This is a genomic window from Sphingomonas sp. 320_CC (assembly GCF_059691795.1).
Genome location: NZ_JCAWAE010000003.1, coordinates 886376 through 909377 on the forward strand (window position 1 = coordinate 886376; position 23002 = coordinate 909377).

26 protein-coding genes are annotated in these 23002 nt (G+C 66.0%); 10 read left to right on the plus strand and 16 right to left on the minus strand.

Features of this window, described 5'->3' with window-relative positions; translation table 11 throughout:
* Positions 1-9 precede the first annotated feature (9 nt).
* Together AC59GX_RS15660 and AC59GX_RS15665 are read left to right on the plus strand one after the other, a co-directional pair.
* Positions 10-549: a J domain-containing protein gene (locus AC59GX_RS15660; protein WP_056058203.1), complete on the plus strand. Its 540-nt coding sequence runs from the start codon at positions 10-12 to the stop codon at positions 547-549.
* Positions 534-854: a (2Fe-2S) ferredoxin domain-containing protein gene (locus AC59GX_RS15665; protein ID WP_426281890.1), complete on the plus strand. Its 321-nt coding sequence runs from the start codon at positions 534-536 to the stop codon at positions 852-854. The genes AC59GX_RS15660 and AC59GX_RS15665 overlap by 16 nt, the downstream gene beginning before the upstream one ends.
* Positions 855-989: 135 nt before the next feature.
* Here the strand turns inward: AC59GX_RS15665 and AC59GX_RS15670 are convergent, their stop codons facing one another.
* From AC59GX_RS15670 to AC59GX_RS15715, 10 genes are all read right to left on the minus strand, one after another.
* Positions 990-1397 (minus strand): SufE family protein, encoded by a 408-nt coding sequence (locus tag AC59GX_RS15670; protein WP_426281891.1) that lies wholly within the window; start codon positions 1395-1397, stop codon positions 990-992.
* Positions 1398-1507: 110 nt separating this feature from the next.
* Entirely contained in the window at positions 1508-1747 is a 240-nt protein-coding gene (locus tag AC59GX_RS15675) for a hypothetical protein (protein WP_056482364.1), read from the minus strand.
* Positions 1748-1756: 9 nt separating this feature from the next.
* Positions 1757-2005, minus strand: a complete 249-nt coding sequence (locus tag AC59GX_RS15680) for a hypothetical protein (protein WP_426281892.1) — start codon at positions 2003-2005, stop codon at positions 1757-1759.
* Between the two features lie 25 nt (positions 2006-2030).
* Positions 2031-2330, minus strand: coding sequence for a hypothetical protein (locus AC59GX_RS15685; protein WP_426281893.1), 300 nt, complete (start codon positions 2328-2330; stop codon positions 2031-2033).
* 11 nt (positions 2331-2341) lie between these two features.
* Positions 2342-2668: a hypothetical protein gene (locus AC59GX_RS15690; protein ID WP_426281894.1), complete on the minus strand. Its 327-nt coding sequence runs from the start codon at positions 2666-2668 to the stop codon at positions 2342-2344.
* A gap of 11 nt (positions 2669-2679) precedes the next feature.
* Positions 2680-2955, minus strand: a complete 276-nt coding sequence (locus AC59GX_RS15695) for a hypothetical protein (RefSeq protein WP_121903299.1) — start codon at positions 2953-2955, stop codon at positions 2680-2682.
* A 32-nt stretch (positions 2956-2987) separates the two neighbouring features.
* Entirely contained in the window at positions 2988-3371 is a 384-nt protein-coding gene (pspC, locus tag AC59GX_RS15700; protein ID WP_056482352.1) for an envelope stress response membrane protein PspC, read from the minus strand.
* 1 nt (position 3372) lies between these two features.
* Positions 3373-3660 (minus strand): envelope stress response membrane protein PspB, encoded by a 288-nt coding sequence (gene pspB / locus AC59GX_RS15705; RefSeq protein ID WP_426281896.1) that lies wholly within the window; start codon positions 3658-3660, stop codon positions 3373-3375.
* Between the two features lies 1 nt (position 3661).
* Positions 3662-4327 (minus strand): phage shock protein PspA, encoded by a 666-nt coding sequence (pspA, locus tag AC59GX_RS15710; protein WP_056482347.1) that lies wholly within the window; start codon positions 4325-4327, stop codon positions 3662-3664.
* Positions 4328-4379: 52 nt separating this feature from the next.
* Entirely contained in the window at positions 4380-4523 is a 144-nt protein-coding gene (locus tag AC59GX_RS15715) for a hypothetical protein (protein ID WP_168711631.1), read from the minus strand.
* 172 nt (positions 4524-4695) lie between these two features.
* Here AC59GX_RS15715 and pspF point away from each other — a divergent pair, with 172 nt between their 5' ends.
* Complete coding sequence (gene pspF / locus AC59GX_RS15720; RefSeq protein WP_107961990.1) at positions 4696-5733, plus strand: phage shock protein operon transcriptional activator; 1038 nt, start codon at positions 4696-4698, stop codon at positions 5731-5733.
* A gap of 129 nt (positions 5734-5862) precedes the next feature.
* Here the strand turns inward: pspF and AC59GX_RS15725 are convergent, their stop codons facing one another.
* On the minus strand, positions 5863-7071 hold the full coding sequence (locus AC59GX_RS15725) for a cation:proton antiporter (RefSeq protein ID WP_426281897.1): 1209 nt from the start codon (positions 7069-7071) through the stop codon (positions 5863-5865).
* 248 nt (positions 7072-7319) lie between these two features.
* On the opposite strand from AC59GX_RS15725, the gene AC59GX_RS15730 reads away from it, so the two are divergent.
* Positions 7320-8240 (plus strand): right-handed parallel beta-helix repeat-containing protein, encoded by a 921-nt coding sequence (locus AC59GX_RS15730; protein ID WP_426281898.1) that lies wholly within the window; start codon positions 7320-7322, stop codon positions 8238-8240.
* A 95-nt stretch (positions 8241-8335) separates the two neighbouring features.
* Here AC59GX_RS15730 and AC59GX_RS15735 read toward each other — a convergent pair whose 3' ends face one another.
* Complete coding sequence (locus AC59GX_RS15735) at positions 8336-9976, minus strand: alkaline phosphatase family protein (protein ID WP_426281900.1); 1641 nt, start codon at positions 9974-9976, stop codon at positions 8336-8338.
* A gap of 108 nt (positions 9977-10084) precedes the next feature.
* On the opposite strand from AC59GX_RS15735, the gene AC59GX_RS15740 reads away from it, so the two are divergent.
* From AC59GX_RS15740 to AC59GX_RS15755, 4 genes are all read left to right on the plus strand, one after another.
* Entirely contained in the window at positions 10085-12133 is a 2049-nt protein-coding gene (locus AC59GX_RS15740; RefSeq protein ID WP_426281901.1) for a protein-disulfide reductase DsbD family protein, read from the plus strand.
* 233 nt (positions 12134-12366) lie between these two features.
* On the plus strand, positions 12367-13887 hold the full coding sequence (locus tag AC59GX_RS15745; RefSeq protein WP_497302048.1) for a circularly permuted type 2 ATP-grasp protein: 1521 nt from the start codon (positions 12367-12369) through the stop codon (positions 13885-13887).
* A complete protein-coding gene (locus AC59GX_RS15750) occupies positions 13887-14822 on the plus strand; it encodes an alpha-E domain-containing protein (RefSeq protein WP_056048449.1) in 936 nt (311 codons plus the stop codon). Before AC59GX_RS15745 ends, AC59GX_RS15750 begins: the two co-directional genes overlap by 1 nt.
* A complete protein-coding gene (locus AC59GX_RS15755; RefSeq protein WP_426281904.1) occupies positions 14822-15631 on the plus strand; it encodes a transglutaminase family protein in 810 nt (269 codons plus the stop codon). The genes AC59GX_RS15750 and AC59GX_RS15755 overlap by 1 nt, the downstream gene beginning before the upstream one ends.
* 266 nt (positions 15632-15897) lie before the next feature.
* Here the strand turns inward: AC59GX_RS15755 and AC59GX_RS15760 are convergent, their stop codons facing one another.
* Together AC59GX_RS15760 and AC59GX_RS15765 are read right to left on the minus strand one after the other, a co-directional pair.
* Positions 15898-16674 carry an arginyltransferase gene (locus tag AC59GX_RS15760; protein WP_426281906.1) on the minus strand — a complete coding sequence of 259 codons (777 nt, stop codon included), beginning with the start codon at positions 16672-16674 and terminating at the stop codon, positions 15898-15900.
* A gap of 127 nt (positions 16675-16801) precedes the next feature.
* Positions 16802-18061: a threonine ammonia-lyase gene (locus AC59GX_RS15765; protein WP_426281908.1), complete on the minus strand. Its 1260-nt coding sequence runs from the start codon at positions 18059-18061 to the stop codon at positions 16802-16804.
* Between the two features lie 57 nt (positions 18062-18118).
* Between AC59GX_RS15765 and AC59GX_RS15770 the strand changes: the two genes are divergently transcribed.
* Positions 18119-18973, plus strand: a complete 855-nt coding sequence (locus AC59GX_RS15770) for an NAD(P)-dependent oxidoreductase (protein ID WP_426281909.1) — start codon at positions 18119-18121, stop codon at positions 18971-18973.
* A gap of 173 nt (positions 18974-19146) precedes the next feature.
* The gene (locus tag AC59GX_RS15775; protein WP_426281910.1) at positions 19147-20817 is read left to right on the plus strand and encodes an amidohydrolase; all 1671 of its coding nucleotides are present in this window, start codon (positions 19147-19149) and stop codon (positions 20815-20817) included.
* A 9-nt stretch (positions 20818-20826) separates the two neighbouring features.
* Here the strand turns inward: AC59GX_RS15775 and AC59GX_RS15780 are convergent, their stop codons facing one another.
* Complete coding sequence (locus tag AC59GX_RS15780; protein WP_426281911.1) at positions 20827-21714, minus strand: acyl-CoA thioesterase; 888 nt, start codon at positions 21712-21714, stop codon at positions 20827-20829.
* A gap of 133 nt (positions 21715-21847) precedes the next feature.
* Positions 21848-22975 carry an acyl-CoA dehydrogenase family protein gene (locus AC59GX_RS15785; protein ID WP_426281913.1) on the minus strand — a complete coding sequence of 376 codons (1128 nt, stop codon included), beginning with the start codon at positions 22973-22975 and terminating at the stop codon, positions 21848-21850.
* Between the last annotated feature and the right edge of the window lie 27 nt (positions 22976-23002).

Below are 23002 nucleotides of genomic sequence, written 5' to 3' on the forward strand. Positions count from 1 at the left end.
CGGACCGCTATGGCTCGAAGCACGACACGATCTTCAGACTGGGGTTTTCCGCGCTGGCGCGAATATGGCGCAAGCACCGAGGCGGTGACGGTCCGGCTGTGCGATCGGCATGGCTGCAACGAGCCCGGCAACTGCCCGGCGCCAAAATCGCCCAACAGTCCCGACCGCTGGTATTTCTGCATGAACCACGCGGGCGAGTATAATCGCGGCTGGAATTATTTCGAAGGCTTGAGCGCGGAGGAAGCGGCCGAGCGGGAGGCGGCGGAGACGCGTACCGCGGACGGCTATACCGATCCGAAGCATTATGCCTGGGCTGGCTCGGGCGACGGCAGCCGGTCGCGCGACGAGATGCGCGCGTTGGAAGTGCTCGATCTGGAGCCCGATGCGACGTTCGAGGACGTTCGTGCGGCGTGGCGGCGGATGGCTAAGGCGAACCATCCGGACGTGCGCCCGAACGACAAGGATGCTGCGAAGCGGTTCCAGGGCGTGCAGGCGGCGTATGAGGTTCTGAAGGTGGCCGAGGATCAGCGGACGTGGAAACCGGCGTGATCCGCGTCCTCGCCAGTCGCTGGCAGGGAAGCGTTCTGGTCTGCGGCAAATGCTCGAAGAAGCTGGACGGCGGGTTTGGCGAGAAGGGGCGGACACCGCTGGTGAAATTGCTGCGTCAGGCACTCGGCGTCAAAAAGGGCCGCAAGTCGGATCGCGGCGTGGTTGAGGTGAAGTGTCTTGGCGTGTGCCCGAAGAACGCGGTGGTGATGGTCGATGGCGCCCGGCCGGACCGGTGGATGCTGGTCCCGGCTGGTGCGGACGTGACCGAGGTCGTTGCGAACCTCACCGAAGACGCAGCAACCTGACGATCCTGCCCCGCCAGGGGGAGGTGGCTGGCCCTTGCCAGACGGAGGGGGAGGAAGGGGTAACCTCCGTTGCGTGTTCCTCCCCCTCCGTCACCTTCGGCGACACTTCCCCCTTGCGGGGGAGGATCGAAAGGTTCAGCCGGCGTACCGCTCGGCCGTCTCCCGGATCAGCGCAATCATGTTCGGAATTCCCTGAGTCCGGTTCGAACTCAGCTGCTTGCTCAGATCGAACGGCGCCAGTTCCGCCGTGATGTCGGTAGCGACGATCATACCTGGCGCCTGATCCTGCACCGTCAGCAACACCAGCGCGATGATCCCCTTGGTGATCGCCGCATTCGAATCCGCCAGGAAGTGCAGCCGGCCATCATCGGTCGTGGTCGGATACACCCACACCGAAGCCGAACATCCCCGCACCAACGTCGCATCTGTCTTGAGCGCATCCGGCATCGGTTCGAGCTCTTTGCCGAGATCGATCAGCAGGCGATAGCGATCGTCGGGTTCGAGGAAGTCATATTCCTCGCGAATGTCGGTGAGAGTGGCCATGCCGTGGGCGGTAGCGGGTCGGCCTTAGCGCCACAACTACAGTGTTCCCCCGCGAAGGCGGGGGCCCAGTCTGGACCCCCGCCTTCGCGGGGGAACATCCTCTCTACGACTTAAAGATCCACCCCGGCAGCGATCGCCTCGAGCTTCTTGATCCGCTCCTTCAGATCCGCGATTTCGATCCGCGATCCGGTCGACACCGCGACCGGCATGCGGCCGTCCTGCATGTGATCCAGCTCCATCCGCCGCAGCGAGAGCCATCCGCGCCATCCGGCCAATCCACCGGCGACGATCATCGCCAGCCCCGCAAGGCTCGCCAGCGCCAGGGTGATATAGACGTTCGGTTCGATCATGTCCGCCTCCTAGCGGTCGCGGAGCCGCTCGATCTCTCGGTCGAGATCGACGCTCTTGTGGTTGTCGGTGATCACGCGCTCCAGCACCTGGATGCGCTCCTTCATCTGCTGGACCTCGTCGCGCAGCCGCGCGGCCTCGGGATCGTTCATCAGCGAGACGCCCTCGCCGCGTCGTGCGCCCTTGTGGCGCGATTTGAAGATGCCGGTAATCATCACGATCAGGACGATCATCACGACCATCACCTGTCCACCATTCATGGCACTACTCCCTTGTTATCGTTGTTCAGTTGAGCGGACGGTCGGCTAGCGACGGGGTCGGGGCGGCGTCCCGGAGAAGGTCGATCTCGTTGGAGAGTTCGATCCCGCGGTCTGTGACGATCCGTTCCAACACGCGCACGCGTTGCTCCAGACGCTCATTATGGGCGGCATATTGGGCGGCCTTTTCGGCGGTCTGCGCATTGAGCGCGGTGGCCATCGTTTCCTTGTGCCTCAACCAGCTCTTGAACATCTCGCTGCCGATCCCGAGCGTGACGGGTACGCCGACACAGACGATGGCAAGCATGAAAACCGTAAATCCGTCCATGATCGTGTCCTTCAGCGGTCGCGGAGGGCGTCGATCTCGCGAGCGGTGCGCTCGGCGGGATCGGTAGCGATGCGTTCGAGGACCGCGATCCGCTCCTCGAGGCGGGAAACCTGACCGGTGAGGCGTTCGTTCTCGCTGCTGAGCAGTTCAACCTTGCGATCACCCGCCGGGTCCTGCTTGTGCCTGCTGCCCCAGTTCCCAGCGCCCCAGTTCATCGAGTTGCCCCAATCGTCGCTCGGCGGATAGCCGTGCTTCGTACGGATCCAGTTGTTCGCGATCCAGCCGATGGTGGTGATGGCGATGATCGCGATCACGAACCCAGGTCCTGCCCAATTCATATCGTATCCCCTCAGTTCGGCTGGAGGCGAAGCGCCTCGATTTCGCGGGCGGTGCGCTCGGCGGGATCGGTGGTGATCCGTTCGAGGACCTGGATCCGCTCCTGCAAGCGGTCGATCTGGCCGGTGCGGCGCGCATTCTCGCTATCGAGCAGCGCGATGCTGCGTTCCGCATCCCGGTTCGCAGCCTTGACCGCGATCCGCGCCTTGCGGCGACCAAATGCCTGGATCGTCAGCGTTGCCAGCGTGCCCAGTATGATACCCAGTATGAGTGCTGCTTCCGGTGGCATGGTATTTCCCCCTTTTCGATCGACGCAGCGTCTCAGCGCAGGCTGTCGATCTCTGCCGCGAGGCTGTTGCTTGAGCGGCTGGTATAGTGCGTCTCGATGTCGGCGAGCCGGCGGTCGATGTCGCGGAACTTGCTGCGGACCTCCGCGGTCGAGCGCTTCGGGTTCGAGCGGACGCCCTGCCAGAACTTCGCGTCGTCGGGCGTCTCGTACAGGCCGATCGGCTTGGCATGGCCCATCCAGGCGACCATCCAATAGGCCAGCAGCGTCCAGGGAAAGCCCCCGGCGAGCGTCAGGACGACCATGCCGACACGGACGAAGAGCGCATCGACGCCAGTATAGTCGGCGATCCCGGCGCAGACGCCCTTCCACTTGGCGTTCTGCTTATCGAGGTAAAACTGTGTGCGGCTGCCGGACATCTCAGTTCCTCCGATCAGAAGTGCGGTCGGACTGAAGGTCCGACAGATACGGCGATTGCGTGGTACCGAGACCCGGCTTCCAGTCGGGATTGTCGGCGGCGATGATCCGTTCGACGGTCATCACGCGGTCTTCGAGGCGGCGGGCGAGCATCTGCATCTCGTCGAGCAGGCGTTCGTCCTCTTCGGTGATCCGCGGCGCCTGCTTCCACTTGGTGATGTAGTGCAGGATCACCCACGGCAGCCCGATGAAGAGCACGGCGCAGACGAGAACGGGCATCAGGTCATCCATCTCAGTCGTCCTTCTTCATGCGCGCCTTGAGCGCGGCGAGCTGGGCGTTGACCTTGTCGTCGCTGCGCAGCTCGGCGATTTCCTCTTCGAGCGTCTTGACGACCCCGAGCCCCATCGCATCCGCGCGGCCCTCGGCCTCGTCGACGCGGCGGTCGAGGATGTCGAAGCGGCTGAACGCCTCGTGCGTCTTCGGGCCGTTGTACATTTCCCGAAGTCGCGTCCGGTTGTTCGCGCTCTCCAGCCGGGTCTGCACCGCGTTCTGCTTGGTGCGTGCCTCGCGGAGCTTGGTCTGGAGTTTGGCGATGTCCTCTTCCGACGCCCGAAGTGCGTCGTCGAGCACGCCAACCTCGGCCTTCAACTGCTCGGCCATGTCGAACGCTTTCTGGCGCTCGACCAAGGCAGCCTTAGCGAGGTCCTCGCGGTCCTTGCTCAGCGCCAGTTCGGCCTTCTCGGTCCAGTTGTCCTGAAGCTGCTCCAGCTTCGAGATATGGCGGCGCATCTCCTTCTGGTCGGCGATGGTGCGCGCAGCGGAGGCGCGAACCTCGACCAATGTTTCCTCCATCTCCAGGATGATCATGCGGATCATCTTCGACGGATCTTCGGCTTTCTCGATGAGATCGGCGAAGTTGGCGGCGACGATGTCGCGGGTGCGGGAAAAGATGCCCATGTAAATCCTACTCCAGGGGTCGGCCCGAGGCTCTTGGCGAGCCGTCGGGGTCTTATGCCACGATTGCGGTGGTTGCCGCGATAGGCGTCATGTTGGTTGCGGTCGCAGGTCCCACGGCGCCGATGACGCAAGTTGCGCTGGCGACGATGGTGCAGAGGGCGGCGACGACGGTGCGGGCGATGGTGGTGTTGAACATGGTGGGTCCCCTTTAAGGATGGTTGGTTCCGCTATTCGGCGGGTTGCCTGAAGCATTGCATCTGTCGTGCCAGTTTCGAAAATGGCGGAATTGCAGGGGTTTGCGCGATTTCAGGTGTTCGGGGCGTGGCGGAAGCTTGCCAAGAGTTGGGAATTCGCGCCACATCTTCGCCATGGAGCGAACCACACAGGTCATCGGCGAGTCCGGCACGTTCATGGCAGCGCTGGAACGCGCCTCGCGGGCGGCGGCTTTGGATCGCCCGGTGCTGGTGATCGGCGAGCGGGGGACGGGCAAGGAACTGGTCGCCGAACGCCTCCACCGCCTGTCGCCGCGATGGGATCAGCCTTTGGTCATCATGAACTGCGCGGCCCTGCCCGAGACGCTGATCGAAGCGGAATTGTTCGGGCATGAGGCTGGCGCGTTCACCGGCGCGACCAAGGCGCGGGTAGGGCGGTTCGAGGAGGCCGATGGCGGGACGCTGTTCCTCGACGAACTCGGCACGTTGTCGATGGCGGCGCAGGACCGGCTGCTGCGCGCGGTCGAATATGGCGAGATCACGCGGATCGGCTCATCGCGGCCGATGCGTGTCGACGTCCGGATCGTGGCGGCGACCAACGAACATCTGCCGGACAAGGTCGACCGCCACGAGTTCCGCGCGGATCTGCTCGATCGCTTGTCGTTCGAGGTGGTAACGTTGCCGCCTCTGCGCGCGCGGACAGGCGACGTGGTGGTACTTGCGGAACATTTCGGCCGGCGCATGGCGTCGGAACTGGGGCGCGAACGCTGGGAAGGCTTCGGCCCGGCAGCGATGGATGCGCTGATCGCGTATCGCTGGCCCGGCAACGTCCGCGAACTGCGCAACGTCGTCGAGCGCGCGGTGTATCGCTGGGAACAGGCGGGACCGATCGATGCTATCGAGATCGACCCGTTTCAGTCGCCACACCGGCCTGGCGCGTCGACTGCGCCGAAGCCAATGGTTGTGGCGCCGCGCGCGGCCGAACCGGACGAAGGTGAGGACCCGGTCGTCGCGTGCGAGGAAGGTCCCTCGGACTTCAAGTCCCGGGTGTCCCGCTTCGAACGCGACTTGCTCTCGCGCGCCCTCTCCGAACACCGCTTCAACCAACGCGCCACCGCCGAAGCCCTAGGCCTGAGTTACGATCAACTCCGCCACGCCCTGAAACGCCACGACCTGCTTAACGCGGGCGGCTAAGCCTACTTCCCCCCTCCCTGAAAGGGAGGGGCCGGGGGTGGGTAGGCTTCCGCATCAGGCGACGTCAGCGGCACAAGCCAGCCGACCCACCCCCAACCCCTCTTTTCCAGGGAGGGGGGAAGAAAAGCGTCACGCGCTCTTCCCCACCAATCCCGCCAGCTTCTTCAACTTCGGCGCGACCACCGGCACGGTTAGCATCGTGCTAGCCAGCGCCATCAGCAGCAGCGCGGTGAACGTCTCATTCGTAATGATCTTCTTATCCAGCAGGATGTTGACGAAGATGATCATGATCAGCGCCTTGGTCTGCAGCAGCCAGCCGATCGCCGACGCCTCGCCCGGCCGCCACTTCAGGATCCGTCCGGCGGCGTGAACCCCAGCCAGCTTGCCGCCGACCGACGCGACCAGCAGCAACGCCGCCGCCCCGAACACCGCATAGCCGCCGACCGCCCACTGCGTCTTCAACCCCGTAGACAGGAAGAACACCGGCATCACCGCGAGCAGCACGAAGTGACGGAACTGGTCCATCTTCGCTGTCGTGAACCACTTGGAGTCGAGCACCGCGCCCGACAGGAACGCGCCGACCATGAAGTGCAGCCCCGCCCAGTCCGCCGCAAACCCGCAGCCGGCAAGCCAGATCAGGCTGACATACCAGCGATCACGCTCTTCGATCCGCTCCATCAGCTTCCGCACCAGCAACGTGGCGACAGCGAACCCGACCAGGAAGCCGCCCTGCCGCCCGACGCGCTCCCAGTCGAGCAGGATCAGCGCGAGCACGCCCCAGATCGCGATGTCGTCGAGGCTCGCATAGCGCAGGATCCGCTGGCCGATCGGCTGACGCAGCACGTCGAGCTTTTCGAGAAACAGCACGAGGATCGGCAAGGCGGTGACTGCGCACGCCATGCCGATACCGAGCACCACCTGCCATGTCGCGCCGTTCGGCCCACGCCACCCTGGGTAGCGCAACATCAATACCGCCGCGATGCTGCCGGTGATCAGCGGCACTGCAAGCGCGAGCCCTGCGGTGACGCCGGTTTCACCGCGCCGCTTCCATGCCTCACCGAGATCGAGTTCGATACCGGCGACCCACACGAACATCATCACCGCCCACCACGCGATGCCGTTCAGCGAACCCAACGTCGCGGGCGTGAAGATCGTCGCATAATAATCGGGATACGCCGCGCCGAGCACGCCGGGCCCCAGCAGGATGCCGCCGATGATCTGCACCACCACCAGCGGCGCCCAGTAATCGGTCCGCCCGAGCCGCCACACCAGATACGGCACGGTGAAGATGATGAGCATCGCAAGGAGGAAGACCTCCGTCGGCGTCATGGCGTGCATGTGGATCCCCCGCGCCGGTCGGTTCCCCCCGCCGGCTTTGTTACGGTAGCGGTATTATGCGGTCGGCGCGGACACGGCAATATGCGGACGCCGGGATTACCCCGCGCCGGTTCATTCTTTCCAATGCTTCATAACGGGACAGGTGTCGTCAAAGAGCGGCGGACAGACTGGTCGAGGCGCGACGTTCCGTGCGATCAGGAAACCGATATCGCCGGCGGGCCACCGCTGCGGAACGAAGAGGATCTCGGATGAAACGATCGTTGCTCGCCCTCGCGCTGTTCGCCGCGCCCGCGTTCGCGCAAAGCTCGGCGCCGTTCACCGTGAACGGGCAGGGGTTCGCGACGTTGCAGGAGGCGGTCTCGTCGATCCGGCTCGGCACCGCGACGATCCTGATCGCACCGGGCACGTACCGGCAATGCGCGGTGCAGGCCGGCGGCCGCATCACCTTCAAGGCGGTCAAGCCCGGCACCGCGATCTTCGAGAAAGTCGCCTGCGAGGACAAGGCCGCGCTGGTCCTGCGCGGGCAGGGCTCGGTCGTCGACGGCCTCGTCTTCCGCGGCTACCGCGTGTCGGACGGCAACGGCGCCGGCATCCGCACCGAGATGGGCGACCTGACCGTCACCAACGCGATGTTCCTCGACAGCCAGGAGGGCATCCTCGGCGGCGAACCTACCGGTCAGAAGATCCTCATCGACCATTCCACCTTCGCCGGGCTTGGCCAGTGCGACGAATCGCCCGGCTGCTCGCACGCGATCTACCTCGCCAACAAGGGCAGCGTGACGATCACCAATTCTCGGTTCGAGCGCGGTACGGGCGGGCATTACGTCAAGCTCCGCGTGCCCAACGTGTCGATCACCGACAACAGCTTCGACGACACCGCGGGCCGCAAGACCAACTACATGATCGACCTCCCCGAAGGCGCCACCGGCCTGATCGCGCGCAACACCTTCGTGCAGGGGCGCAACAAGGAGAACCACACCGGCCTGATCGTGGTCGCGGCAGAGGCGCAGACGTATCGCTCGACCGGGCTACGGGTCGAGGGGAACGACGCGAGACTGTCGCCGGGGGACGGTACGAGCCCGGCGTTTCTGGCGGATTACAGCCACGACAAGCTGGCGCTGGGCGCGAACCGGCTGGGCACCGGGTTACGGGCGTTCGAGACGCGGTAGCTTTCCAAAAAGCATGTTCTCCCGCGAAGGCGGGAGCCCAGACTGGACTCCCGCCTTCGCGGGAGAACATGCTTTGCAATGAAGGTGCGCGGCGCTCAGTTAGCGCAGGTGCTCGCAGCCCCCGGATCGAGATCCAGACACCGCCCATCCAGCCCGCTAACCGGCAACCCGATCGTCGCCGCCAAGGTCGGCACGATATCCACCGTCTCCACCGAAAGCGGTTGCTCGAACCCGGTCATCCCCTTGCGCCAGAACAGGATCGGCACGCGGCGGTCGTAATCCCACGGCGACCCGTGCGTCTCGACATAGCCCCCCGCCGGCGAGACGATCGTCGTCACGCGCGGCTTGAGCAGGACTACCATCTGGCCCGAGCGCTCGGGATAGAACGACGCCCGCGCACGCTCGATCAGCGTCCACGTCTCGGGCGGAGACTTCGCCATCGGCGTCGCCATGATCTCGGCCGCCGAGAAGGCCGCCGCGATCTGCGGCATCGCCCGATAGCGACGCAGCGACTCCGCAAGCACCTTCGCCTGCGTCTTCGCCGGCAGCGTATCGTCGATATACACGTCGCCTTCGGTCCCGAGCAACACGCTCCCCGGCAGCCCCATGTCCTTGGCGATCGCGGTGCCGACCTGCTTGGCGAGCACGTTCTCGTCCATGTGCGCCTCCATCGGCATCGCGCGCTGCTGCTGGCGTTCGGTCGCGTCGTGCGCACCGTGGTCCGCGGTCAGCACCACCTCGTAATCGACCCCAGTCTCGTCCATCACCGCGAAGAAATCACCCAGCGTCTTGTCGAGCTGCGCCATCTGGATGCACATCTCCGACCCCTGCGTCCCGTAGGTGTGCCCGACATAATCGGTCGCCGACGCACCGATATCGATGATGTCGGTCTGCGGACCCTTGCCGAGCTTCATGTCCTGCACCAGCGCCGCCGCCATCGCGAACACCGCTGCGTCGGACGCGGGCGAAACCCGGAAGCCCTTCGCGTCGCCGGCCTCACGCTCGAAGCGCCCCTGACCGTACGTCTTGCCGGCGATAACGATCGGATGGTTCACGCCTGCGCAATAGCCGGGCAGCGGCAGTGCCGCCTGGGGCTTGGCGATCAGCGCGGCGACCGCGTCGCGCGTGCGCTGCACCGCCGGCGGCACCGCGCGGCCCGCATAGGAAACGTACGTCTTGCCGTCCCACCACCAGAGCTCGTCGACCTTGTGGCCGCCCATCATCACCGCCGCGCGATCCTTCCCCGCGACCGATACCGAGCGCGTCCGCGGATCGCGTGCCTTCATCATCTCGCCGAGCGTCGGTACCTTCAAATGCATGTCGGACACGGTGTAGCTGTCGTGCGTGCTGCCGGTGACGCGCTCGTCCTCCGAGCAGTAGACGACCTTGTCGGGCCGTCCGGCGCGCTGGTCGATCCAGTTGTTGGCGATGATGCCCGTATGCGCGGGCCGCATGCCGGTCAGGATCGTCGAGTGGCCCGGGCACGTCTCGGTCGCCGCATGGCTCTGATACCCGCTCGGGAACACCGCGCCGTTCAGCAGCCGCGTGAAGCCGCCGATATAATGGTTGCGATATTGCTGGAACAGGTCGGCGGCGAACTGGTCGACCGAGATCGCGACGATCAGTTTTGGCGGGGTCGTCGGAGTCGCCGGCGCAGGTGGCGCGGGTGTCGGTGAGGTCTGGGCAGAGACCGAAGCGGCCGAAGTCAGCAGGATCGCGGCGATAAGTGCTTTCACGAACAGTCCTTTAGCAAGCGAAGACCATCGAGCGCGGCCGTCGCTTTGAAGTGCAATACGACAAGGTCACCGCTATGGCTTTACGCGATGAACGAAACAAGGATGGCCATGCGCGGATTACGTTGCGTCCTCATGACGGTCTTGCTGGCCGTCTGCGGGCTGGCGAGTGCGCCCGCGCTTGCGGAATCGCTGAACGGCTCCAGCCAGCATCTGATGATGAAGCTGGTCGCCGAGAGCGATCACCCGAAGGCCGGCGCGCCGCTGACGATCGCGCTCGCGACGACGCCCGAGACCGGCTGGCACGGCTATTGGCGCAATCCCGGCGATGCGGGTTTTCCCGCGACGTTCGACTGGACACTGCCGACGGGTGCGAAGGCGGGCGAGCCCGAATGGCCGGTGCCGACGACGCTGCTGATCGCTGGCCTAATGAACTATGTCTACGAGGCGCCCTATGCGCCGCTCGTGACGATCCAGGTACCGGCCGGGCTGGCCGAGGGCACGAAATTCCCGATCCGCCTGAAGACGAGCTATCTCGTCTGCTCGGCAACGATCTGCGTTCCCGAGGAAAAGGCACTATCGCTCGACCTCACGATCGGTGACGGCGCGCCATCGCAGGCCGCCGCGTTCGCAGGCTGGCGTCAGGCGATCCCCAAGCCACTCGACGCCGGTGCGACCTATGCAGCGAGCAACGGGACGATGCGGATCGCGGTGCCGTTCCCGGCGAGCGCGAAAGCCGACAAGGCGTATTTCTTCCCCGTCAACACCAGTGCGATCGAGAATGGCGCGCCGCAGACCGTCACGCGCGACGGCGACCGGCTGACGATAACGACGAAGGTTGCGGCGAACGCGAAGACCGGCGGCCCGATCGAGGGCGTGCTCCGGATCGGCGACGGACAGGGGCTCGGCGTCAAGGCGACGCCCGGTGCGGTGGCCGAAGCGGCCGGCGGCGGCGAGACGGGCGCGAATGGCGAGAGCCTCTGGCTGACCGCGCTGATCGCGTTCGCCGGTGCGGTGCTTGGCGGCCTGATCCTCAACATCATGCCCTGCGTGTTCCCGATCCTCAGCCTCAAGGCACTCAGCCTCGCCCGCGGTGGTGCCAGCGAGAAGGACGCGCGCGGCGAGGCCTTGGCCTACACCGCAGGCGTCGTGCTGGTCTGCCTCGGCCTCGGTGGCGCGATCCTGGCCTTGCGCGCAGGCGGATCCGCGGTCGGCTGGGCGTTCCAGTTGCAGCATCCCGGCGCGATCGTCGCGCTGCTGCTGCTGAGCACCGCGATCGCGTTCAACCTCGCCGGACTGTTCGAGGTCCCGACCCCACGCTTTGCCGGCGAGAGCGGCGCCAGCGGCGCATTCGCGACCGGCGCACTCGCCGCGTTCATCGCAACGCCGTGCACCGGGCCGTTCATGGGCGCAGCGCTCGGCGCGGCGCTGGTGCTGCCGTGGCCGGCGGCGCTCGCCGTGTTCGGCGGGCTCGGCATCGGCTTGTCGCTCCCGTTCCTCGCGATCGGGTTCATCCCGTCGTGGCGGCGCTGGCTGCCCAAGCCCGGCGTCTGGATGGAGACGTTCCGCCACATCCTGTCGGTGCCGATGTTCCTCACCGCGATCGCGCTGGGCTGGGTGCTCGGGCGCCAGACCGGCGTGGATACGCTGACGCTCGCGCTGGTCGCGGTGCTGGCGGTCGGCGCGGTGCTGTGGATTGGCGGCTCGCGTCAGCGCAAGGGCAAGTCGTTCGGCGTGGTCGCGCAGGTCCTGCTGCTCGTCGTGTTCGTCGGTAGCGCAGTATTGATCTCGCGCGCGCCACCAGTGTCCGCGAAAGTAGCGACCGCGGGCGACGAGGCGTTCACCGAGGCCAAGCTCGCCTCGCTGCGCGCCGAAAAGCGCCCGGTGTTCGTCTACTTCACCGCCGACTGGTGCCTGACGTGCAAGGTCAACGAGAAGGCGGCGATCGACACCGCCGGCGTCCGCGACGCCTTCGCCAAGCACAAGGTCGCGGCGCTGATCGGCGACTGGACCGACGGCGACCCGGTAATGGGCCGCTTCATCCAGGCCCACAACCGCGCCGGCGTGCCGCTGTACCTATACTACGCACCAGGCGCAGCCGAGCCCACCGTGTTGCCGCAGGTTCTGACACCGGGTCTGCTCGTAGGCCTTGGCGCCTAACCACGATCCTCCCCCGCCAGGGGGAGGTGGCTGGCACTTGCCAGACGGAGGGGGAGGTAAGGGAAACCGCTGTTCCGTGTCCTCCCCCTCCGTCACCTGCGGTGCCACCTCCCCGTTGCGGGGGAGGATTAACCGCAGCCAGCCTACTAATGCTTGCGCATTCAGACCTTGTGCAGCGCAGCGATGCGTTGCAGCATGGAACCGCAACGCTTGATGGGGAATTGACCGTTTCGATGGGGAAACAAGCGTTCGACGAGATCATGGGCACACCGGGCGACACGACCGCCCGGCCCGAACTGGCGGCTCTCGGCAAGTGGATCGAGGATACGCCCGACGCCGAGCTGCGACGCCGGCAGGAAGCCGCCGAGACGACGTTCCGGCAACTCGGCATTACCTTCGCGGTCTACGGCGAGAACGAGGCAGCCGAGCGGATCATCCCGTTCGACATCGTCCCGCGCGTATTCCTGCATGACGAATGGACGCGGCTTTCAGAAGGTCTCGTCCAGCGCGTCGAGGCGATCAACGCATTCCTCGACGACATCTACGGCGAACGACGCATCCTGAAGGAGGGTATCCTTCCCGAAGACCTCGTGCTCGGCAACGCGCAGTTCCGGCCCGAGATTGCCGGTATCCGCCCGCCGCACGGTGTATGGGCGCATATATGTGGGATTGATCTCGTCCGCACCGGCCCCGACGACTTCTTCGTGCTCGAAGACAACGCCCGCACGCCGTCCGGCGTAAGCTACATGCTAGAGAACCGGGAGGCGATGCTCCGGCTCTGCCCCGAGCTGTTCCGCGAGTTCCGCGTCGCTGCGGTCGACAGCTATCCTGACCTCCTGCTCGAAACGATGAAGTCGGTGGCGCCACACGGCACCGGCTCCAACCCGACCTGCGTGCTGCTGACCCCCGGCCACTACAACTCCGCCTATTACGAGCACAGCTTCCTCGCGGACTCGATGGGCATCGAACTCGTCGAAGCCGCCGATCTGGTGGTCGATGACGACATCGTCTGGATGCGGACGATCGCGGGGCGTGTGAAGGTCGACGTGATCTATCGCCGGATCGACGATGATTATCTCGATCCGCTCGTGTTCCGTCCGGACTCCGCGCTGGGCGTGCCCGGTCTGATCGCAGCCTACGCCGCCGGCAACGTCGCGATCATGAACGCGCCGGGCAACGGCATCGCCGACGACAAGGCGATCTACAGCTACATGCCCGACATCGTGAAGTTCTACTCGGGCGGCGAGTGCAAACTCCGCAACGTCGAGACGTGGCGCTGTCGCGAACCGCAGGCGTTGAAGTTCGTCCTCGACAATCTCGAAGACGTCGTCGTCAAGCTGGTCGACGGCTCGGGCGGCTACGGCATGCTCGTCGGCCCGACCGCGTCCAAGCAGGAGATCGAGGACTTCCGCGCCGCGCTCATTGCGGAACCACATCGCTACATCGCCCAACCGACGCTCGCTCTGTCGACCGTCCCGACGATGGCGAAAGGCGGCCTCAGCCCCCGCCACGTCGACTTCCGCCCCTTCGTCCTGAGCGGCGCGAAGGGCGTCCAGGTCGTCCCCGGTGGCCTCACCCGCGTCGCGCTCAAGGAAGGATCGCTCGTGGTCAATTCCAGCCAGGGCGGCGGCACCAAGGACAGTTTCGTCTTGATGGCCGACCAGTCGCAGCGAATGAACGCCGGCGGGATGACGCAGACGATGGGCGGCATGACGCAGACCCTCGGTGACCAGACGTCCGGCGGGACCGCCTGATGCTCTCGCGCACCGCATCCTCGCTCTACTGGCTCGGCCGCTATTTCGAGCGCGCCGACTTCATCGCCCGGCTCGTCGAAGCCACCGTCCGCCTCGACGTGCTCTCGTCGCAACCCTCGGGCGACGCCGCCTGGGCGTCCGCGCTGGCCGTCACCGAGACCGACGAGGCTTTCGCCGCGACCGGCGTCGAGATCGGCCAGCGCGACGTCGTCCGGTTCCTGACGCTCGATTCGAGTCATCCGGGATCGATCGTCCGTTGCCTCGACATGGCGCGCAACAACGCCAAGGCGGTCCGCACCGCGCTGACCCGCGAGGCGTGGACCGCGATCAACCGCGCATGGTTGCTGTTCGAGAACCGCGCCACGCCCGGCAGCACGACCTCGCAGCTGAACCTCGTCGAGGCGGTCAAGAACGAGACGCGCGGCTTCGAAGGCGCGGTCCACCGCATGCTCCGCAACCAGACGACGTGGTTCATACGTCTCGGTCAAGCGGTCGAGCGCGCGGACAACACCGCACGTTTGCTCGACGTCAAATATCACATCCTGCTGCCCGAGGGCGAACGGCTCGGCGGTGCGATCGATCGCGATCAGTGGACGACGATCCTCCAGACCGTGTCCGCCGTCACCGCCTATCGCTGGCTCTACAATGACGGGCTGCGGCCTGCCGACGTCATCGACCTTCTGCTGGCGCGTTCCGAGCTGCCGCGCAGTCTGGCCGCGTCGGTCGAGGAGACGGTCGACGTGCTCAACCTGCTCGCCAAGCGGACGGGCAACCACGGCGAGGCCGACCGGATGGCCCGGATGCGGGCGTCGCGAATGGCGAAGACGCGATCGGGAGAGGTCATCGCCTCCGGGCTGCACCAGTATCTGCAAGCATTCATCGCCGAGAACGCGCTGCTGCACGGCGCGATCGGCCGTCAGTTCAAGTTCCTCTGATGCGGCTGTCGATCGATCATCACACGATCTACCGCTTCGCACAGCCGCAGGGCCGGCTGGTGCAGATGCTCCGGCTGACACCCGAGAACACGCATGACCAGACGATTGCGTCGTGGCGGATCGACGTCGATTGCGACGCGCGGCTGCGGCCGGGGCGCGACGGCTTCGGCAACGCGGTGACGATGCTGTATGCCGAAGGGCCGGTCGACGGGATCGAGATCACCGTAAAAGGCGAGGTGCTGACCAGCCATTCGGACGGCGTCCTGCACGGCGTGCACGAAACCCTCCCACCCGCGCTGTTCCTCCGGTCCACTGAGGCGACCATCCTCGATACGGCCATCGCGAAGTTCGCCGCCAATGCAGCCGAGGGCGCACGCGACCGGATCGGCGCGCTACATAGGTTGAACCGTGCGTTTCATAAGCGGTTTGCGTTTGATGCCGGGCGTCCCGAACCCGGTCGGACGGCCGCTGCGGCGTTTCGCATGGACAGCGCTACGCCGCGTGACATGGCGCAGATGTTCGCCGTCGCCGCGCGGTCGCTCGGGGCGCCGGCGCGGTATGTGTCGGGGTATCATCACAACGATCACGAGGTCGTGCATCTGCCGACGCCGCACGGCTGGGCGGAGGCGTTCGTCGATGGGCTCGGCTGGGTCGGGTTCGATCCGTGCACGGGGATGTCGCCGGAGGAGCATTACGTCCGCGTCGCGATGGCGCTGGATGCGGCGGGAGCCGCGCCGGTGGCGGGGTCGAGGTTGGGCGAAGGCGGGGAGGAACTCGACGTCGACGTCGTGGTGCAGCGGGAAGACTAAGCTTTAAAATTTGTTTCCCCGCGAAGGCGGGTACCCAGACTGGGCTCCCGCCTTCGCGGGAGAACAAGGGGGCGACCGCAGGAGACAAAAAGGCGACGGATTTCTCGCGATGCACCACCCCGGCGAAGGCCGGGGCCCAATTGGCAAGGTGGTCGTAACGGAGGGCCGCACTCAATTAGCGGCGTTTCCCAATTGGACCCCGGCCTTCGCCGGGGTGGTGGTTCTTGAGGTGGGCTAACAAGCTCGGCAACCACCTCTGACAGAATTCAAACCAACGCCGCAACCCGCGCAGCCTTCGTCACCAGATCCGCATCCTCTAACCGCCGCCACCCCGCCGGCCCCAGAACCTCCAGCGGCCGATACCGCGTCTTGTACTCCATCCGCGGCGAGCCCTTCACCCAGTATCCAAGATACACGTACGGCAGCCCCGCATCGCGCGCGCGGAGGATGTGGTCCATGATGATGAAATTACCGAACCCCGGTCGCGCCGTGTCATCGGCCGCGAAGAAACTGTAGACCATCGACAACCCGTCCGCCTGCCGATCGGTCAGGCACGCACCGATCAGCGCGCCCTGCACACCGTCGACACTCGGCTCGCGATACTCGACGATCACCGAATTGACCGGCGAATGCTCGATCATGTCGGCGTAATCGTCCTCGTCCATCCCCGCCATGCCGCCGCCAGGATGACGCGTGCCGAGGTAACGCCGCAGCAACTGGAACTGCTCGTCGGTCGCCCACGCCTTGCACGCAGTCACCTCGATATCGCCGAGCCGCTTCAGCAGTTTACGCTGCGTCGCGTTGGGCACGAATTCGTCGGTCACCACACGGACCGAGACGCACGCGATACACCCCGCGCACGACGGCCGATACGCTACCCCCTGGCTGCGACGAAAGCCGATCCGCCCCAGCGCGTCGTTCAGCTCGTTCGCATGCGGACCGGTCAGTTCGGTGAACACCTTGCGCTCCTGCCGATCCGGCAGATACGGGCACGGCGCAGGGCTGGTGACGAAAAAGCGCGGGAAACGGAAAGGCGCGGTCACCGAGCGAAAAGTCCTTCAGGCAGGCGCGATCAGCCGCGTCGCCCCGTATATGGCCGCCCTGTGGCGACGTGCAATCGGTTTACCACGAATGTCGGTTAACGCGTTAAATCACCGTATCAGAATGGGATTATGCCAATTCGACGGTCGACGTCTCGTATCCGCCAGCCCGCAGTGCCCCCACCAGCCGATCGAGATGCGCACGGTCGCGAAGCTCGCATTCGATGTCGGTGATGAGCCCCTTCGCCGGCAGCGTCGTGAAGACGCGCTGGTGATAGATCTCGATGATGTTGACGCGTTCCTGGTCGAAGATCCGCGCGACATGGAACAGCGCGCCCGGCTTGTCCTGCAACCGGATCCGCAGCCGTGCGAGGCGCCCCGACCGCGCCAGATCGCGCAACAGCACGTTGGCGAGCAACCGCGTATCGATATTGCCGCCGCACAGCACGATCCCGACGGTCTTCCCCGCGAACCGCTGGGGATGCGACAGCAGCGCGGCGAGCCCGGCGGCACCCGCACCCTCGACTACCGTCTTCTCGATCTGCAGCAGCAGGCTGACCGATTCCTCAAGGCTGCGCTCGCTGACAAGAACGATGTCATCGACCAGCTCGGCAACGATCTTCGAGGTGATCGCACCCGGCTCCTTGACCGCGATGCCCTCGGCCAGCGTATCGCCGGCGCAGGCCATGTCCGTGCCGTTGATCCGGTTGTACATAGACGGGAACAGCTCGGCCTGCACGCCGACGACCTCGATCGGGTGTCCGCCGGCCTGCTGGCTCAACGCGCGCGCGACTGTCGACATGCCCGAGATCAGCCCGCCGCCGCCGATCGGGATGACCAAAGTATCGAGCTGCGGCACGTCCTCCAGCATCTCGATCGCAACGGTGCCCTGGCCGGCGATGACGCGCGGGTCGTCGAACGGGTGGACGAAGGTAAAGCCGCACTCACCTTCGAGGATGCGAGCGTGTGCGTAAGCCGCGTCGAACGTTTCGCCGTGTAGTACGACGTTGGCGCCGTGGCCTTCGGTCTGCATGACCTTCACGGTCGGCGTGTTGGTCGGCATCACGATCGTCGTCGGAATGCCCAGGCGGTTGGCATGATAGGCGAGGCCCTGCGCGTGATTGCCCGCCGACGCGGCGATGACGCCCTTCGCGCGCGCCTCGGCCGACAGCTGCAACAGCGTGTTGAGCGCACCGCGCTCCTTGTACGCCGCGGTGAACTGCAGGTTCTCGAACTTCAGATACACCGTCGCGCCGGTCATCTTGCTCAGCGTCTTGCTGATCAGCGTCGGCGTGCGAACGATCGAGTCGCGGATCCGGTCATGCGCGACGCGGACGTCGTCGATCGAGACGGGGAGGGTGGGTGCCGCTACGGCAGCGTGGGTAGCCATGCCCGACCCGCTAGACCATCTGGCGCGCATGGGAAACACCGCTTATGCGCGGACGCTATGGCAAAACTGGCATTCATCGGAACCGGCGTCATGGGCGCGCCGATGGCGGGACACCTCGCCGCGGCAGGGCACGACGTCACCGTCTACAATCGGACTCAGGCCAAGGCGTTGGCATGGGCCGAAAAATATGGTGGCAAGGTCGCTGACACGCCCGGCGCTGCGGCGAAGGATGCTGATGCGGTGTTCGCCTGCGTCGGCAACGACGACGATCTTGCCTCAGTCACTCTTGGCGAAGACGGCGCGTTCGCCGCGATGCGCGACGACGCCGTGTTCGTCGATCACACTACCGTCTCGGCCTCGATCGCGCGACGCCTCGCGGGTGAGCGTGCGCTGGTAGTCGACGCACCGGTATCGGGCGGACAGGCTGGCGCGGAGAACGGCAAGCTCTCGATCATGTGCGGCGGCTCGGCCGATGCGATGGCAAAGGCCGAACCGTTCATGCAGGCCTATGCCGCACGCATCGTCCACGTCGGCGAGGCAGGCGCGGGCCAGACCACCAAGATGTGCAACCAGATCGCTATTGCCGGCGTGATCCAAGGCGTCGCCGAATCGCTGCGGTTCGCGCAAAATTCTGGTCTCGATCTCGACAAGGTGTTCGAGGCGATCTCGGGCGGCGCGGCGCAGAGCTGGCAGATGGTCAATCGCTGGCCAACGATGGCGAAGGACGAATTCGACTTCGGTTTCGCGGTCGACTGGATGCGCAAGGATCTCGGGCTGGCCCTAGACGAGGCGCGACGCAACGGCGCTGTGCTGCCGGTCGCAGCGCTGGTCGATCAATTCTACGCCGATGTTCAGGCGATGGGCGGCGCCCGCCAGGATACGAGCGCGCTGGTACGGAGATTGCCGAAGTGATCAAGCGCAACACCACAGCACTGCTCCCCTGCATCGAGAATGCCTTCGTCACTGCAACACTGCTCCCCTCCCTGGAAGGGAGGGGCCGGGGGTGGGTTGGCCCGTCGTTCAGGCGGCACGTTGCCCCAACCAGCCGACCCACCCCCAACCCCTCCCTTTCAGGGAGGGGAGCATTGTTGGCTCTTTCGGCGCTACTCCTTCCGACTCCCGCGCTCGCCGACGGGATCGTCGACAACGTCAACGGGGTCACCATTGCTGACGGCGGACGCGTGATCCACTTCAAGGCGATCCTCGTAGACAAGGATGGTCGCGTCACGCGGCTCGTCCCCCCCGGCGAGGAAGCGCCCAAGCTGAGCCGCAAGGAACTCAAGAAGAACGCTGGCAAGCCGCTGTACGACTGGCGCGTCGACCTGGGGGGCAAGACGGTGTTGCCGGGCTTCATCGACGCGCACGGCCATGTCCTCGAGATGGGCTTCGGCGCGCTGTCGCTCGACCTGTCGATGACCAAGTCGCTCGACGAGGCGAAGTCGCGAATCGCCGCTTACATCGCCGGCAACCCCGATCGCAAATGGGTCCTGGGCCGCGGCTGGAACCAGGAGGCGTGGGGGCTGGGTCGCTTCCCGACCGCCGCCGATCTGGAGTCCGTCTCCGGCGGCCACCCGATCTGGCTGTCGCGCGCCGACGGGCATGCCGGCTGGGCGAACCGCGAGGCGATGCGCGAGGCCGGGGTCACCGGCGCGACCGTATCGCCGGCGGGCGGGCGGATCGAGAAGACCGGCGGCGCCCCCGCGGGCGTATTCGTCGACGGCGCGCAAGGACTGATCGAGAAGGTCGTGCCGCAGCCACTGCCCAAGGAGCGCGATGCCGCGTTCCTGACCGCGCAACGCATCCTGCTCGGCTACGGCGTCACCGCGGTCGCCGACATGGGCACGACGCTCGACGACTGGCTGACCTATCGCCGGATGGCGGACATCGGCGGGCTTCGCGTCCGCATCATGAGCTATGCGATGGGCGTCGAGACCGCGAGCCGGATCGGCGGCAAGGGGCCGACGCCGTGGCTGTACAATGATCACCTGCGGATGGGCGGCGTGAAGCTCTATGCCGATGGTGCGCTCGGCTCGCGCGGTGCGTGGTTGCTGAAGCCCTACTCGGACGCACCGGGCCAGTCGGGGCTCGGCTTCCTGACCGACGATCAGCTTCAGAACCAGATGAGCCGCGCGGCGATGGACGGGTTCCAGGTTGCGGTCCATGCGATCGGCGACAAGGCGAACCGGGAGGTGCTCGACGCGATCCAGGTCGAGAGCGAGACCTACACCGGCGATCGCCGCTGGCGGATCGAGCATGCGCAGATCGTCGATCCGACCGACCTGCCGCGCTTCGGCAAGTTCGGCACGATCGCCTCGATGCAGCCCACGCACGAAACCAGCGACCGGACGATGGCCGAGGCACGGTTAGGGCCGAACCGGTTGGCCGGCGCCTATGCGTGGAAATCGATGCTGACCAACGGCGCGAAGCTCGCCTTCGGGACCGACTTTCCCGTCGAGAAGCCCGATCCGTTCGCGACTTGGGCGGCGGCGTTCACCCGTCAGGATGCCGATGGGCAACCACAAGGTGGCTGGCAGCCGCAGGAACTCGTCACGCGCGAACAGGCGTGGTGGGCGATGACCGGTGCGGCCGCCTATGCCGGGTTCGCCGAGAAGCAGTTCGGTGCGCTCGCGCCCGGCCAGCGTGCGGACTTCATCGTCGTCGACCGCGACCCGACAATGGCCTCGCCGACCGACCTACGCGCGACCAAGGTCAGCGAGACGTGGATCGGCGGCGAAAAGGTCTGGGTGCGCAAGTAACCGCGCGGGTTATTGCCGCATCCGGATCAGCCCTTCCTGCGCAACGCTGGCGACTAGTCGGCCGTCGCGCGAGAAGATGCGCCCGCGGTTGAACCCGCGGGCATGCCCGGACCACGGTGCGTCGCACGCATAGAGCAGCCAGTCGTCGGCGCGAAAATCCTCGTGCAGCCACAGCGAATGGTCGAGGCTTGCGGTCTGCAGCCCCGGCGTGATCCAGTTGACGCCGTGCGGCAGCAGCGCGGTACCGAGCAACGCCATGTCGGACGCATAGGACAGGATCGCGCGGTGCATCGCCGGATCGTCGCCGATCGGCGCGACCAGGCGGAACCAGTTGGCATGCGCCGCGGGTTGCGGAACGGGCTCGATCCAGCTGCGCGGGTTGACGGGACGGATCTCGATCGGGCGCTGGCGCAGCATGTGCGCGCGGTATTTCTCGGGGATGCCGTCGATGCTCTCCAGGCGCAGTTCGCGATCGGAGCGCAGGTCTTCGGGCGGGGCGACATCGGGCATCGCGTCCTGATGATGAAGGCCGTCCTCCGGCGTCTGGAACGACGCCGCCATGTTGAGGATCGGCTGCCCCTTCTGCATCGCGATCACGCGCCGCGTCGCGAAGCTCCGCCCCTCGAAATCGCGCACCACGCGGTAGACGATCGGGTAATCCTCGTTGCCCGGCCGCATGAAATACGCGTGCAGCGAATGTGCCGCCTTCGGTGCCTCGGTCGAGCGTTGCGCGGCCTGCAACGCCTGCGCGATGACCTGCCCCCCGAACACGCGACCGACGCCGCCCGGCTGACGCTTCCCGACATAGAGATCGGTGTCCACCTCCTCGATCTCGAGCAGGTCCAAGAGCCCCTGCGCGAGTGCTTCGGGCGACGTATCGGCAGTATCTAAGCTCATCTGACCTCCGTGTTCACCCGCGAAGGCGAGTGCTGGGATGCGCATGCCCCGCATGCGCAAGGATCGTCCGGCGGACGATCCGACCCAGCACTCCCAGACTGGGGCCCCGCCTTCGCGGGGGCACACCCTACGGTCAATACCCCGCGGCTACGGCCAACCGATCCGCATGGAAGTTCGCATCCCCGAACATCTCGGCCAGCACCCGCGCGCGCTTCATATAGAAGCCGATGTCGTATTCGTCGGTCATGCCGATTCCGCCATGCATCTGCACGCCCTCCTGCACGCTCAGCGTCGTGGCTAGCGCGGTCATCGCCTTGGCCACCGATACCGCCTCGTCCGCGCGATCGCTGCCCTGGTCGAGCAACTGCTGCGCCTTCAGCACGGCGGCCCGCGCCACCTCCATCTCCGAATACAGATGCGCGGCGCGGTGCTGAAGCGCCTGGAAGCTGCCGATCAGCGTGCCGAACTGCTTGCGCTCCTTCATGTAGCCAATCGTCATGTCCATCGCGCCACCGCCGACACCGAGCAGCTCCGCCGAAGCCCCGGTCCGGCCTGCGCGCAACAGTCGATCGAGCGGCGAACGGCCCGCATCGACTTCGCCGATTACCGCATCCGCATCGACCTCGACGCCCTCGAACTCCAGCCGCGCCGCCAAGCTCGAATCCGCGAGACGCTCGGCATTCGCGGTCAGCCCCGCAGCGTCCTTCGGCACCGCAAACAGCGTGATACCGTCCGTGTCGTCGGCGCTACCGCCGGTCCGCGCGGCGACGATGATCAGGTCGGCGGTGTGGCCGTGCGTCACGAACCGCTTGGCGCCGGTCAGCTTGAACCCGTTCCCCGAGCGTTCCGCCGTCATCGCCACCGTATCGCGATGCTTGGCACCCTCATCGATCGCCAGCGCCGCCACGGTCTCGCCGGCGATGATGCTCGGGAACCAGCGTTCGGCCTGCCCCGTGCCCTTGAGCGCCTCGACCGCCGCGACCGCGGTGGAGAGGAACGGGGAGGGGGACAGATTGCGTCCGATCTCTTCCAGCACCACGCCCGCCTCGACATGGCCGAGCCCGAGCCCGCCCTGGTCCTCGCCGATCAGGATGCCGGTAAAGCCCATCTCCGCGAACTGCTTCCACAGGTCGCGCGAGAAGCCGGTCGTGTCGTCGGCATCGCGCAAAGCCCGCATGTGGCTCACGGGTGCATGCTCCGCGACGAAATCGCGGATGGTGTCCTGAAGGACGGTCTGGTCGTCGTCTAGATACAATGGCATGTTTTCGTCCTTCTGCTCCCTCGCCCC